The organism is Noviherbaspirillum sp. (genome assembly GCF_035654295.1).
Taxonomy (GTDB): domain Bacteria; phylum Pseudomonadota; class Gammaproteobacteria; order Burkholderiales; family Burkholderiaceae_D; genus Noviherbaspirillum.
The window spans coordinates 13064-25579 of sequence record NZ_DASRXF010000172.1 but is presented as its reverse complement, the minus strand read 5'-3'; the positions used below and the strand labels follow the sequence as shown (position 1 = coordinate 25579).

Sequence of the window (12516 nt, the reverse complement as noted above, 5' to 3'; positions counted from 1 at the left end):
TTTTGAGTCAAATAATTCGTTGTGCCTAACCTCGTCGAAATCCACGACCTGCATTTTTCCTATGGAACGCGCGCCATTCTCTCCGGACTCCGGATGGACTTCCCCAGAGGGAAAGTGGTGGCTGTCATGGGTGGCTCGGGTTCGGGCAAAACAACCATCCTGCGCCTGATCGGCGGCCAGTTGCAGGCCCAGAAGGGCAAGATCGTGTTCGACGGCCAGACGGTCAACGCACGCGACTCGAAACTGATGTACGAGATGCGCCGGCGCATGGGCATGCTGTTCCAGCACGGCGCCTTGTTCACCGACCTGACGGTCTACGAAAACGTCGCCTTTCCGCTGCGCGAGCACACGCGCCTGCCGGAAGAACTGATCCGCGACCTCGTGTTGATGAAACTGCATGCTGTCGGCCTGCGCAATGCCGCCGGGCTGAAGCCGTCCGAGATTTCCGGCGGCATGGCGCGCCGGGTGGCGCTAGCACGTGCGGTTGCGCTCGATCCGCAGCTGATCATGTATGACGAACCCTTCGCCGGCCTCGACCCGATTTCGATGGGTGTGGCGGCCAACATCATCCGCCGCCTCAACGATGCCCTCGGTTCGACCTCGATCGTGGTGTCGCACGACGTGCACGAGACATTCCTGATCGCGGACTATGTGTATTTCCTGTCGCAGGGCAAGATCGTCGCGCACGGTTCTCCGCAACAGATGCTGGCATCCGAGGATCCGTATGTGAAGCAGTTCGTCCATGCGCAAGCCGACGGCCCGGTGCCCTTCCATTACCCGGGACGCTCCTTGCAGGACGACCTGTTGCGCGAGGTGAAGCAATGACGGGCGCCATTACCGGACTGGGGCGCTGGGTGCGCGAATCGGTGACCAACGTCGGTTTCGCCACGCGCACCTTTTTTGCCGTGCTGGCAACGTCCGGCGGGATGCTGCGCCGGCCGCGGCTGGTGACCGACCAGATCCATTTCATCGGCAACTATTCGCTGGTGATCATCGCCGTTTCCGGCCTGTTCGTCGGTTTCGTGCTCGGCCTGCAAGGCTATTACACGCTGAACCGCTACGGCTCTGAAGAGGCGCTCGGCCTGCTGGTCGCCCTGTCGCTGACCCGCGAGCTCGGGCCGGTGGTGACCGCCTTGCTGTTCGCGGGGCGCGCGGGGACCTCGCTGACGGCGGAAATCGGCTTGATGAAAGCCGGCGAACAGCTGGCGGCAATGGAGATGATGGCGGTCAATCCGCTCCAGCGCGTCATCGCGCCGCGCTTCTGGGCCGGCGTCATTGCGATGCCTGTGCTGGCAGCCATCTTCAGCGCCGTCGGCGTGATTGGCGGTTATATCGTCGGGGTGTTGATGATCGGCGTGGACGAAGGCTCCTTCTGGTCGCAGATGCAGGCGGGGGTGGATGTCTGGAATGACATCCTCAACGGCGTCATCAAGAGCATCGTCTTCGGCTTCGCGGTCACGTTTACGGCGCTCTTCCAGGGGTATGAGGCCCAGCCGACGCCGGAAGGCGTGGCAAGGGCGACGACGCGAACGGTCGTGATCGCCTCGCTCTCGGTCCTGTGGCTGGACTTCCTGCTCACGGCCTTGATGTTTAGCTGAGGCAAATGCGGGTCGCAGGGCCCGCGACCAAAAAGGTAAATCGATTTACGGCACCGCAAAGCGGTTCCGCATCCTATATTTAGGGTATTGGCATGCAAAGAAAATCTCTGGACTTGTGGGTCGGCCTGTTCGTGCTGCTGGGCGCGGCCGCCCTGTTTTTCCTGGCGATGAAGGCCGGGAACATGAGTTCGCTATCGTTCGAGAAGACCTATCCGGTCATCACCAAGTTCGACAACATCGGTGGACTGAAGCCGCGCGCACCCGTCAAGAGCGCCGGTGTGGTGGTGGGGCGCGTGGGCGATATCAAGTTCGACGACAAGTCGTTCCAGGCCGTCGTGACGCTGGAGCTGGAAACCAGCTACAAGTTTCCGAAGGACACCTCCGCGAGGATCCTGACGTCCGGGCTGCTGGGCGAGCAGTACATCGGGCTGGAGGCCGGGGGCGATACGAATAACCTGGTGGCGGGCGACCGCATCAAGATGACGCAATCCGCGGTGGTGCTGGAAAGCCTCATCAGCCAGTTCCTGTACAGCAAGGCAGCGGAAGGAAAGGAAGGCGACAAATAATGGGGCCTGCGCTAAGAATCATGATGCTGGCGGCGGCGCTCGCCCTGACCGGCTGTGCCACCACGCATCCCCAGGATCCGTTCGAGAAGTTCAACCGGGCGATGTTCCGGTTCAACGACACGGTGGACCAGGCGGCAGTGAAGCCGGCCGCCGAGGTCTACCGCCGAACCTTGCCGGGCTTCGTCCAGACGGGCGTCGGCAATTTCTTCGGCAATCTCGAAGACGGCTGGACCGCGGTCAACAACCTCCTGCAAGGCAAGGTGGCCGACGGCATGTCCGACGTGATGCGATTTACCTTCAACTCGACCTTCGGCCTTGGCGGCGTGCTCGATATCGCCTCGGAAGCCGGCTTGCAGAAGCACAAGGAAGATTTCGGTCAGACGCTCGGTAAATGGGGCGTACGTTCCGGGCCGTATGTCGTGCTGCCTGTTTTCGGTTCCTCGACGCTGCGCGACACCGTTGCCTTCCCGGTCGATATCGAGGCTGACCCGTGGCGCTACGTGCGCCCCGTGCATACGCGCAACCCGGGATCCATCCTGCGCGTGGTGGACCAGCGCGCCGTCCTGCTCGATGCATCCAACCTGATCGAGGAAGCCGCGCTCGACCGCTACGAATTCGTGCGCGATGCGTATTTGCAGCGCCGCCAGAGCAAGGTGTACGATGGCGACCCGCCGACCAGCGCTTACGAGTTTGACGTCGGCCCGACCGAAGCCAGCGGCGATTCGACGGCGGCTGAAGCGGCCAGTAGCGGCGCGGCAACTTCGACGGAACCTGCGCAAGGGCCGGTTGTCAAAGTGGAACAAAACGGAGGCGGCGCGGCGAATACCGGCGTTGCCGATAAGGAATCCAGGCAATAGCGACCCGTTTTGCAGCCGTTTGGTACGATATTCTCGGTCGGAGCTTCCGACTTCTCCGGACAATGCAGTCCGCCTTTTGATTACCCAGGAAGATATGAACGTTTTCAAGAAATTGTTTGCAGTCGCCGGCGTTGCACTGGCCGGCCTGGCATTCGCGCCGGCCGCTGTTGCGCAAGAGGCGCCTGACGCGCTGATCAAGCGAATCAGCCAGGAAGTGCTCGATACCGCCAAGAACGACAAGGAAATCCAGGCCGGCAACCAGAAGCGTGTGCTGGACCTGGTGGAAGCGAAGATCCTGCCGCACGTCGATTTCCAGCGCATGACCGCGCTGGCGGCCGGCCGCTTCTGGCGTGAAGCGACGCCGGAGCAGCAAAAGCAGCTGGTCAACGAGTTCCGTACCTTGCTCGTCTATACCTATTCGGGCGCCATTTCCCAGGTCAAGGACCAGAAGCTCGAGTTCAAGCCGATGCGCGGCGAACCGACCGACACGGAAGTCGAAGTGCGTTCGCAGGTGCTGCAACCGCGCGGCGGCGATCCGATCCAGCTGAACTACCGGCTGGAAAAGCTGCCCTCCGGCTGGAAGATCTATGACGTCAACGTCCTGGGCGCTTGGCTGGTGGAGACCTACAAGGGCAATTTTGCGGCCGAGATCAGCAAGGGCGGCATCGACGGCCTGATCAAGACGCTGTCCGACAAGAACAAGCGCCTGGCAGCCAGCGCCGCGAAAACCGCGAAGTCATCCTGATGTCGTACCGTCCCGCCCTGACGCTGACCGTACACAACGCGCCATCCGTGCTCGAAGCCGGATTGCGCGCGATCGCGGGCGGACAGACGCAGTTCGACCTGTCGGAACTGACTGTGGTCGATTCCGCCGCCGTTGCCACCATGCTGGCCTGGCAGCGCGCGGCGCTTGGCGACGGCAAGTCGCTGGTATTCAGCAATCTCCCCGCCAATCTCCAGAGCCTGGTCAACCTGTATGGCGTGGCCGAGCTGCTGCAAGCCTCGCCGCGCGCCGACCTGCCGCATCATTGACCCTGCAAGGTCAGTCCCGCAATCCGGCTTCCTGCCGGGAAATCCAATATAATCAAGGGTTTCGCCGCTCGCATCGCGACGTTTCGCGATCCCCCGCCGGCCCTATCAAGATAATCAAGCCAGCATGGCTGCTCTCCAAATCGTCAATGTCGAAAAACGCTACAAGTCGCTCCAGGCGCTTGGCGGCGTGACGCTCTCCGTCGAGCAGGGCGAGTTCTTCGGTCTGCTCGGTCCCAACGGCGCGGGCAAGACCACCCTGATCTCGATCATCGCGGGACTCAACCGCGCCGATGCGGGTTCCGTTTCCATCCACGGCCACGATGTGGTGCGCGACTACCGCGAGGCGCGCAAGCGTCTCGGGGTGGTGCCGCAGGAACTGGTATTCGATCCCTTCTTCACCGTGCGCGAAACCCTGCGCATGCAGTCCGGCTATTTCGGCCTGAAGAACAACGACAAGTGGATCGACGAAGTGATGGCCAACCTCGATCTGACCAACAAGGCCGACACCAACATGCGCGCGCTGTCCGGCGGCATGAAGCGCCGCGTGCTGGTGGCGCAGGCGCTGGTGCACAAGCCCCCCGTCATCGTGCTCGACGAGCCCACGGCAGGCGTCGACGTCGAGCTGCGCCAGACGCTGTGGAAGTTCATCTCCCGCCTCAACCGCGAGGGGCACACCATCGTCCTGACCACGCATTACCTGGAAGAGGCGCAGGCGCTGTGCAACCGCATCGCCATGCTCAAGGCGGGCAGGGTGGTGGCGCTCGATTCCACCTCGGCGCTGATCAAGCGCATTTCCGGCTCGCAGCTGGTGGTCAGCCTGGCGAAGGGCGCGCTGCCCGACGGGCTCAAGCCGCTCGTTTCGCATCCCGACGAGCTCATCGCCGGCAACAAGTACACGCTGCGCGTCAACGCCTACACGGACGTCGAGCCGATCCTGGCGCGCCTGCGCGAGGCCGGCGCCGTGATCGAGGACATGCAGCTGCAGCAGGCCGACCTCGAAGACGTTTTCATCCAGATCATGGAGGGCGAGAAATGACCGGCTTCCAGACCCTGCTGTACAAGGAAGTGCTGCGCTTCTGGAAGGTCGCGATGCAGACCATCACCGCGCCCATCCTGACGGCAATGCTCTACCTGCTGATCTTCGGCCACGTGCTGGAAGAGCATGTGCAGGTCTACCCCGACGTGCGGTATTCCTCCTTTCTGATCCCCGGGCTGGTGATGATGAGCGTGCTGCAGAACGCATTCGCGAACAGCTCCTCCTCGCTCATCCAGTCCAAGATCACAGGCAACCTCGTGTTCGTGCTGCTGCCGCCGCTGTCGCACTGGGAATTGTTCGGCGCGTACGTGCTCGCTTCCGTCATTCGCGGCCTTGCGGTGGGCGCCGGCGTCTTCGCCGTGACGGCGTGGGCTGCCGACCTCTCCTTCCACGCGCCGTGGTGGATCGTCATCTTCGCCTTGCTGGGCGCCGCCATCCTCGGCACGATGGGCCTGATCGCCGGCATCTGGGCGGAAAAGTTCGACCAGCTGGCCGCGTTCCAGAACTTCCTGATCATGCCGGCAACCTTCCTGTCCGGCGTGTTCTATTCGATCCACTCGCTGCCGCCGTTCTGGCAAACGGTGTCGCACTTCAACCCGTTTTTTTATATGATTGATGGCTTCCGTCACGGCTTTTTCGGCCAGTCCGACGTCGATCCATCGACCAGTTTCATCATCGTCAGCGTCTTTTTCCTGCTTCTTGCCGGCTTTGCCATCCGCCTGCTGAAGACCGGGTACAAACTGCGCCATTAAAGGATAACCATGCTGCCCACTCCCGAGCTTGTCAAAAGCTACATTGCCGCCGGCCTCGAATGCACCCACCTCGAAGTGGAGGGCGACGGCCAGCATTTCAGCGCCGTGATCGTGTCACCGGCCTTTGCCGGCAAGCGCCCGATCCAGCGTCACCAGATCGTGTACGCGGCGCTCGGCGACCGCATGCGCCAGGAAATCCACGCGCTGTCGATGAAAACCCTGACCCCTGAAGAATTCCAGCAACAGTAATGGACAAACTGCTTTAATGGATAAACTGCTTATTACCGGCGGCAACCGCCTGTCGGGTGAAATCGCGATTTCCGGTGCGAAGAACGCCGCCCTGCCCATCCTCTGCGCCGGCCTGCTGACCGCCGACACGGTGCGGCTGTCCAATGTCCCGCACCTGCAGGACGTCAACACCATGCTCAAGCTGCTGCGCCAGATGGGCCTGCGTGTCGAAGAGGACGGCGACCGCATGGCGCTCACCGGCAACGCGATCGAGAAACTGGAGGCGCCGTACGAGCTGGTGAAGACCATGCGCGCGGCCATCCTTGTGCTCGGCCCGCTCGTGGCGCGCTTCGGCGAAGCCAAGGTATCCCTGCCCGGCGGCTGCGCCATCGGTTCCCGCCCGGTCGACCAGCACATCAAGGGCTTGCAGGCGATGGGCGCCGAGATCGCCATCGAGGCCGGCTACATCCACGCGAAGGCGAAGAAGCTCAAGGGCACGCGCATCGTGACCGACATGATCACCGTCACCGGCACCGAAAACCTGCTGATGGCGGCGGTGCTGGCCGAAGGCGAGACCGTGCTGGAGAACGCCGCGCGCGAGCCGGAAGTGACCGACCTCGCGAACCTGCTCGTGCAAATGGGCGCGAAGATCGAGGGCATCGGCACCGACCGCCTCGTGGTGCAGGGCGTCGACAAGTTGCACGGCGCCTCGCATGACGTAATCCCGGACCGTATCGAAACCGGCACCTTCCTGTGTGCCGTCGCTGCCGCAGGCGGCGATGTGACCCTGCGCGCGACGCGCAGCGACATCCTCGACGTGGCGCTCGACAAGCTGCGCGAAGCCGGCGCCATTCTCACTTCCGGTGCCGACTGGATCCGCGTGCAGATGGCGGCCCGTCCCAAGGCGGTCAGCTTCCGCACCACCGAATACCCCGGCTTCCCCACCGACATGCAGGCACAGTTCATGGCGCTCAACTGCATTGCCGACGGCAGCAGCCGCGTCACCGAGACCATCTTCGAGAACCGCTTCATGCACGTGCAGGAGCTGAACCGCCTAGGCGCAGCGATCGATATCGATGGCCATACCGCCGTGGTGCAGGGGGTGGAAAAGCTGGTCGGCGCGCCCGTGATGGCCACCGACCTGCGCGCCTCGGCGTCGCTGGTCATTGCCGGCCTCGCCGCCGAGGGCCAGACGCTGGTCGACCGCATCTATCACCTCGACCGCGGCTACGACCGCATGGAGGTCAAGCTCTCCGCCGTCGGCGCCAACATCGAGCGGGTGAAATGATGGGCCCGCAACTTACCCTCGCGCTCTCCAAGGGCCGCATCTTCGAAGAAACCATGCCGCTGCTGCAGGCAGCAGGCATCAGGGTCGCGGAAGATCCGGAGAAATCGCGCAAGCTGATCTTGCCGACCAACGACCCGGACGTGCGCGTGATCATCGTGCGCGCCTCCGACGTACCAACCTACGTGCAGTACGGCGCCGCCGATTTCGGCGTGGCCGGCAAGGATGTGCTGCTGGAGCATGGCGGGGAAGGGCTGTACCAGCCGATCGACCTCAACATCGCCAAATGCCGCCTCTCGGTCGCCGTGCCGGCGGGCTTCGATTACGCGAGCGCGGTACGACAGGGCGCCCGCCTGCGGGTCGTCACCAAGTACGTGAAATGCGCGCGCGAACATTTCGCCGCCAAGGGTGTGCACGTCGACCTGATCAAGCTGTACGGCTCGATGGAGCTGGGGCCGCTGGTCGGCCTTTCCGACGCCATCGTCGACCTCGTCAGCACCGGCAGCACCCTGCGCGCGAACAACCTGGTGGAAGTCGAGCACATCATGGACATCTCTTCGCGCCTGGTGGTGAACCAGGCTGCGCTCAAGCTCAAGCGCGACCGCCTGCAGCCCATCCTGGAAGCCTTCGAAAAGGCATCGAAAGCGGAATAAGACCATGACGATCCAGATTCGCAAACTCGATTCCACCCAGCCGGATTTCAAGGCACAGCTCTCCGCCGTGCTCGCATTCGAGGCGAGCGAAGACGAAGCGATCGATCGCGCCGCTGCGCAGATCCTGGCTGACGTGAAGGCGCGCGGCGATGCCGCCGTGCTCGAGTACACCAACCGTTTCGACAAGCTGGACGCAAGCAGCGTCGCCGGCCTCGAGATCGGCCGTGCGGAGTTGCAGGCCGCGCTCGAGAGCCTGACGCCCGAACGCCGCCACGCGCTGCAGGTCGCTGCCGACCGTGTGTGCACCTATCACGAACGCCAGAAGATCGAGACCGGCGGCGACGGCTTTACCTACACCGAGGCGGACGGCACGGTGCTCGGCCAGAAAGTCACGCCGCTCGACCGCGTCGGCATCTATGTCCCGGGCGGCAAGGCGGCGTATCCTTCGTCCGTGCTGATGAACGCCATTCCGGCCAAGGTCGCCGGCGTGCAGGAAGTCATCATGGTCGTCCCCACGCCAAGCGGCGTGAAGAATGCCCTGGTGCTGGCCGCCGCGGCGATCGCCGGCGTGGACCGCGTGTTCACCATCGGCGGTGCGCAAGCAGTCGGCGCGCTGGCATACGGAACGGCAAGCATTCCCCAGGTTGACAAGATCGTCGGCCCCGGCAATGCCTATGTCGCCGCCGCCAAGCGCCGCGTGTTCGGCATCGTCGGCATCGACATGATTGCCGGCCCGTCGGAGATCCTCGTGGTCTGTGACGGCAGCACCGATCCCGACTGGGTGGCGATGGACCTGTTCTCGCAGGCTGAGCACGACGAACTGGCGCAGTCCATCCTCGTCTGCCCGGATGCCGCCTACATCGAGAAGGTCGAGACCAGCATCAACCGCCAATTGGATGCCATGCCGCGCAAGGATGTGATCCGCACCTCGCTCGTCAACCGCGGCGCGATGGTGAAGGTGCGCGACATGGACGAGGCCTGCGAGATCGCCAACCTGATCGCTGCGGAGCACCTCGAAATCTCTGCCGAGAACCCGCAGCAGTGGGCCGACAAGGTCCGGCATGCAGGCGCGATGTTCCTCGGCCGCTTTTCTTCCGAATCGTTGGGCGACTATTGCGCCGGGCCGAACCACGTGCTGCCGACCTCCCGCACGGCGCGCTTCTCGTCGCCGCTCGGCGTGTACGACTTCCAGAAGCGTTCGAGCATCATCCACGTGAGCGAAGCCGGAGCGCGCACCCTCGGCAAGGTGGCCGCCGAGCTTGCCTACGGCGAAGGCTTGCAGGCGCACGCAGGATCGGCGGAGTACCGGTTGAAATGAAAGGCGCCGCCCTTCAGGTGAAGCCGTGACTGCGTGGCTCAACCGCGTCTATTGCGAAGATGCCTTGCACGGCTTTGCCCGGATTCCTGACGGCAGCGTCGACCTGCTGATCGCCGACCCGCCGTATGGACTCGGCAAGGACTACGGCAACGATTCCGACAAGCTCGACGCGGAGGCTTACTTGCACTGGACCGAGCAATGGGTCGACGCCGCGCTGCCCAAGCTCAAGCCCAACGGCAGCCTGTACATTTTCCTGACCTGGCGCTACTCGCCGGAAATCTTCGTGATGCTGAAAAAGCGCATGACGATGGTCAACGAAATCATTTGGGATCGCCGCGTGCCCTCGATGGGCGGCAGCACCCGCAAATTTTCGTCGGTGCATGACACCATCGGCTTTTTCGTGAAGGCGAAGGATTACTATTTCGACCTGGACGCGGTGCGCATTCCCTACGACGCGGAAACCAAGAAGGCGCGCTCCCGCTCGATTTTCGTCGGCGCCAAGTGGCTGGAGATCGGCTACAACCCGAAGGATGTCTGGAGCGTGTCGCGCCTGCACCGCGAGCACCGCGAGCGCGCCGACCATCCGACGCAGAAGCCGCTGGAGATCGTGGAGCGCATGCTGAAGGCGTCCTGCCCGCCCGGCGGCGTCGTGCTGGACCCTTTCATGGGCAGCGGCACGACGGCCGTGGCCGCCAAGCGCTGCGGAAGGAATTACATCGGGTTCGAGTTGAATCCCGACTACTGCACATTGATCGAAAACCGTCTGGCCGAGGTGGACAAGCCCGAGCCCGAAGCCGCCTGAAAGCGAAAACATGTCCCTGATCGAAAACATCATCCGCCCCGAGGTACGCGCACTTTCCGCCTACCATGTGCCCGACGCCGGCGGCTTCACCAAGCTGGATGCGATGGAGAACCCCTACGTGCTGCCGCAGACACTGCGGGAGGCGCTCGGCCGCCGCCTCTCGGAAGTCGCGCTGAACCGTTACCCGGTGCCGTCCTATACCGAACTCAAGGCGAAGATCTGTGCCGGGCTCGGTGTGCCGCCAGGATACGATGTCATCCTCGGCAACGGTTCCGACGAACTGATCACCCTCGTGTCGGTCGCCTGCGCGAAGCCGGGCGCGAAAGTGCTGGCGCCGACGCCGGGATTCGTGATGTATGCGATGTCGGCAAAGTTCGCCGGACTGGAATTCGTCGGCGTCCCGCTCAAGCCGGACTTCACCCTCGACAAGGCCGCGATGCTGGATGCCATCGCAAAGCATAAGCCAGCGATCACTTATCTCGCATACCCGAATAACCCGACCGGGAATCTGTTCGACGCGGATGACATGGTGGAGATCATCCGCGCCGTGGGCGACAGCGGCGTGGTCGTGGTGGACGAGGCCTACCAGCCCTTCGCCCAGTCCACCTTCATGCCGCGCCTGCCGGACTTCGCCAACCTGGTTGTCATGCGTACCGTCTCCAAGCTCGGCCTGGCCGGCATCCGGCTGGGCTACATGTCCTGCAGCAGCGAACTGCTGGCCGAATTCGACAAGGTGCGCCCGCCTTACAATGTGAACGTGCTCACCCAGGCCGCCGCCGAATTCGTGCTGGAGCACGTCGACGTACTGGACGCGCAGGCCGCCTCCCTGCGCTGGGAGCGCACCAAGCTCAGCGCTGACCTGGCGGCGCTTCCGGGTGTCGAGGTTTTCCCTTCGGCAGCGAATTTCCTGCTGATCCGGGTGAAAAACGCGCGAATCAGCGCCGACGGACTGTTTACCGCATTGTTGGACCGTAAGGTTTTGATCAAAAATGTCGGTAAAATGCACCCATTGCTGGAAAACTGCCTGCGGGTGACCGTCAGCACCCCGGAAGAGAACCGGATATTCCTTGATGCCATGAAGGCATCGCTTGCTTTGTAACCTTACCCACTTAACATGTCCACGTCACGCATTGCCGAGGTCACTCGCAATACCAACGAAACGCAGATCCGCGTTGCGATCAACCTCGACGGCACCGGCCAGCAGAAGCTGAACACCGGCGTCCCTTTCCTCGACCACATGCTCGACCAGATCGCCCGCCACGGCCTGATCGACCTCGACATCGAAGCCAAGGGCGACTTGCATATCGACGCGCACCATACCGTCGAAGACGTGGGCATCACGCTCGGCCAGGCCTTTGCCAAGGCCATCGGCGACAAGAAGGGCATCCGCCGCTATGGCCATGCCTACGTGCCCCTGGACGAGGCGCTGTCGCGCGTCGTGGTCGACTTCTCCGGCCGTCCCGGCCTCGAGTTCCACGTGCCGTTCAAGCGCTCGATGATCGGCGCCTTCGACGTGGACCTCACCCACGAATTCTTCCAGGGCTTCGTGAACCATGCCCTGGTGTCCCTGCATATCGACAACTTGCGCGGCGAGAACGCGCACCACCAGTGCGAAACCGTGTTCAAGGCCTTCGGCCGCGCATTGCGCATGGCCGCCGAACTCGACCCGCGCGCGGCAGGGACCATACCTTCGACGAAAGGCAGTCTGTAACCGCGCGCGGCGCGGACTGACAACCTCATTTCAGCCATGAAAAAGATTGTTGTAGTGGATTACGGCATGGGCAACCTGCGCTCCGTTGCGCAAGCCCTTCGCCATGCCGCGCCGGAAGCGGACGTGCGCATTTCCGGCGAGCTGGCGGACATCAAGTCGGCCGACCGCCTCGTCCTGCCCGGGCAGGGCGCCATGCCCGATTGCATGCGCTGCCTGCGTGAATCCGGATTGCAGGAAGCCGTGGTCGAGTCGACCCGGACCAAACCCATGCTCGGCGTATGCGTCGGCGAGCAGCTGCTGTTCGAGCGGAGCGAGGAGGGCGATACCCCCGGCATCGGTTTGCTGCCCGGCAAAGTGGTGCGCTTCCGCCTGGACGGCCTCGTGCAGGAAGACGGCTCGCGCTTCAAGGTACCCCAGATGGGCTGGAACCGTGTGAAACAGACATTGTCCCATCCGCTGTGGAATGGCATTGCCGACAACAGTTATTTCTACTTCGTGCACAGCTATTACGCGGTTCCCGCCGATCCACAGAACATTGCCGGCGAGACCGTCTACGGTGCCCCGTTCGCGTGCGCCGTGGCAAAAGACAATATTTTTGCTACCCAGTTTCATCCGGAAAAAAGTGCCGCGGCAGGTTTGCGCCTGTACAAGAACTTTGTAGACTGGAATCCGTAGTCG

At 63.0% G+C, this 12516-nt stretch carries 16 protein-coding genes; all 16 read left to right on the top strand.

What is annotated here, in order from left to right; genetic code table 11:
- The first annotated feature begins 21 nt into the window (after positions 1 to 21).
- Complete coding sequence (locus VFF99_RS16445; RefSeq protein ID WP_325019777.1) at positions 22 to 825, top strand: ABC transporter ATP-binding protein; 804 nt, start codon at positions 22 to 24, stop codon at positions 823 to 825.
- Positions 822 to 1598, top strand: a complete 777-nt coding sequence (gene mlaE / locus VFF99_RS16440; RefSeq protein ID WP_325019775.1) for a lipid asymmetry maintenance ABC transporter permease subunit MlaE — start codon at positions 822 to 824, stop codon at positions 1596 to 1598. The genes VFF99_RS16445 and mlaE overlap by 4 nt, the downstream gene beginning before the upstream one ends.
- A 92-nt stretch (positions 1599 to 1690) precedes the next feature.
- Positions 1691 to 2164: an outer membrane lipid asymmetry maintenance protein MlaD gene (gene mlaD, locus VFF99_RS16435; RefSeq protein ID WP_325019773.1), complete on the top strand. Its 474-nt coding sequence runs from the start codon at positions 1691 to 1693 to the stop codon at positions 2162 to 2164.
- Positions 2164 to 3021 (top strand): VacJ family lipoprotein, encoded by an 858-nt coding sequence (locus VFF99_RS16430; RefSeq protein WP_325019771.1) that lies wholly within the window; start codon positions 2164 to 2166, stop codon positions 3019 to 3021. The genes mlaD and VFF99_RS16430 overlap by 1 nt, the downstream gene beginning before the upstream one ends.
- Positions 3022 to 3115: 94 nt before the next feature.
- Complete coding sequence (locus tag VFF99_RS16425; RefSeq protein ID WP_325019769.1) at positions 3116 to 3766, top strand: ABC transporter substrate-binding protein; 651 nt, start codon at positions 3116 to 3118, stop codon at positions 3764 to 3766.
- Complete coding sequence (locus VFF99_RS16420) at positions 3766 to 4053, top strand: STAS domain-containing protein (protein ID WP_325019767.1); 288 nt, start codon at positions 3766 to 3768, stop codon at positions 4051 to 4053. The genes VFF99_RS16425 and VFF99_RS16420 overlap by 1 nt, the downstream gene beginning before the upstream one ends.
- 124 nt (positions 4054 to 4177) lie before the next feature.
- Entirely contained in the window at positions 4178 to 5089 is a 912-nt protein-coding gene (locus VFF99_RS16415) for an ABC transporter ATP-binding protein (protein WP_325019765.1), read from the top strand.
- On the top strand, positions 5086 to 5841 hold the full coding sequence (locus VFF99_RS16410; protein WP_325019764.1) for an ABC transporter permease: 756 nt from the start codon (positions 5086 to 5088) through the stop codon (positions 5839 to 5841). The genes VFF99_RS16415 and VFF99_RS16410 overlap by 4 nt, the downstream gene beginning before the upstream one ends.
- A gap of 9 nt (positions 5842 to 5850) precedes the next feature.
- Positions 5851 to 6090 carry a BolA family protein gene (locus VFF99_RS16405; RefSeq protein WP_325019762.1) on the top strand — a complete coding sequence of 80 codons (240 nt, stop codon included), beginning with the start codon at positions 5851 to 5853 and terminating at the stop codon, positions 6088 to 6090.
- A gap of 16 nt (positions 6091 to 6106) precedes the next feature.
- Complete coding sequence (murA, locus tag VFF99_RS16400) at positions 6107 to 7357, top strand: UDP-N-acetylglucosamine 1-carboxyvinyltransferase (protein ID WP_325019760.1); 1251 nt, start codon at positions 6107 to 6109, stop codon at positions 7355 to 7357.
- Positions 7357 to 8007: an ATP phosphoribosyltransferase gene (gene hisG / locus VFF99_RS16395; protein WP_325019805.1), complete on the top strand. Its 651-nt coding sequence runs from the start codon at positions 7357 to 7359 to the stop codon at positions 8005 to 8007. Before murA ends, hisG begins: the two co-directional genes overlap by 1 nt.
- Before the next feature lie 4 nt (positions 8008 to 8011).
- Positions 8012 to 9325, top strand: a complete 1314-nt coding sequence (gene hisD, locus VFF99_RS16390) for a histidinol dehydrogenase (RefSeq protein WP_325019758.1) — start codon at positions 8012 to 8014, stop codon at positions 9323 to 9325.
- Between the two features lie 25 nt (positions 9326 to 9350).
- A complete protein-coding gene (locus VFF99_RS16385) occupies positions 9351 to 10127 on the top strand; it encodes a site-specific DNA-methyltransferase (RefSeq protein ID WP_325019757.1) in 777 nt (258 codons plus the stop codon).
- Between the two features lie 10 nt (positions 10128 to 10137).
- Positions 10138 to 11226: a histidinol-phosphate transaminase gene (hisC, locus tag VFF99_RS16380; RefSeq protein ID WP_325019755.1), complete on the top strand. Its 1089-nt coding sequence runs from the start codon at positions 10138 to 10140 to the stop codon at positions 11224 to 11226.
- Between the two features lie 15 nt (positions 11227 to 11241).
- Entirely contained in the window at positions 11242 to 11838 is a 597-nt protein-coding gene (gene hisB, locus VFF99_RS16375) for an imidazoleglycerol-phosphate dehydratase HisB (protein ID WP_325019753.1), read from the top strand.
- A gap of 36 nt (positions 11839 to 11874) precedes the next feature.
- A complete protein-coding gene (hisH, locus tag VFF99_RS16370; protein WP_325019751.1) occupies positions 11875 to 12513 on the top strand; it encodes an imidazole glycerol phosphate synthase subunit HisH in 639 nt (212 codons plus the stop codon).
- Positions 12514 to 12516 lie beyond the last annotated feature (3 nt).

Bases quoted from the DNA above. Each gene is read 5' to 3' on its own strand.
- VFF99_RS16415 (WP_325019765.1), top strand. From the start codon at position 4,178: ATGGCTGCTCTCCAAATCGTCAATGTCGAAAAACGCTACAAGTCGCTC.
- VFF99_RS16405 (WP_325019762.1), top strand. From the start codon at position 5,851: ATGCTGCCCACTCCCGAGCTTGTCAAAAGCTACATTGCCGCCGGCCTC.
- hisG (WP_325019805.1), top strand. From the start codon at position 7,357: ATGGGCCCGCAACTTACCCTCGCGCTCTCCAAGGGCCGCATCTTCGAA.
- mlaE (WP_325019775.1), top strand. From the start codon at position 822: ATGACGGGCGCCATTACCGGACTGGGGCGCTGGGTGCGCGAATCGGTG.
- mlaD (WP_325019773.1), top strand. From the start codon at position 1,691: ATGCAAAGAAAATCTCTGGACTTGTGGGTCGGCCTGTTCGTGCTGCTG.
- VFF99_RS16420 (WP_325019767.1), top strand. From the start codon at position 3,766: ATGTCGTACCGTCCCGCCCTGACGCTGACCGTACACAACGCGCCATCC.
- VFF99_RS16425 (WP_325019769.1), top strand. From the start codon at position 3,116: ATGAACGTTTTCAAGAAATTGTTTGCAGTCGCCGGCGTTGCACTGGCC.
- hisD (WP_325019758.1), top strand. From the start codon at position 8,012: ATGACGATCCAGATTCGCAAACTCGATTCCACCCAGCCGGATTTCAAG.
- hisH (WP_325019751.1), top strand. From the start codon at position 11,875: ATGAAAAAGATTGTTGTAGTGGATTACGGCATGGGCAACCTGCGCTCC.
- hisB (WP_325019753.1), top strand. From the start codon at position 11,242: ATGTCCACGTCACGCATTGCCGAGGTCACTCGCAATACCAACGAAACG.
- VFF99_RS16430 (WP_325019771.1), top strand. From the start codon at position 2,164: ATGGGGCCTGCGCTAAGAATCATGATGCTGGCGGCGGCGCTCGCCCTG.
- hisC (WP_325019755.1), top strand. From the start codon at position 10,138: ATGTCCCTGATCGAAAACATCATCCGCCCCGAGGTACGCGCACTTTCC.
- murA (WP_325019760.1), top strand. From the start codon at position 6,107: ATGGATAAACTGCTTATTACCGGCGGCAACCGCCTGTCGGGTGAAATC.
- VFF99_RS16410 (WP_325019764.1), top strand. From the start codon at position 5,086: ATGACCGGCTTCCAGACCCTGCTGTACAAGGAAGTGCTGCGCTTCTGG.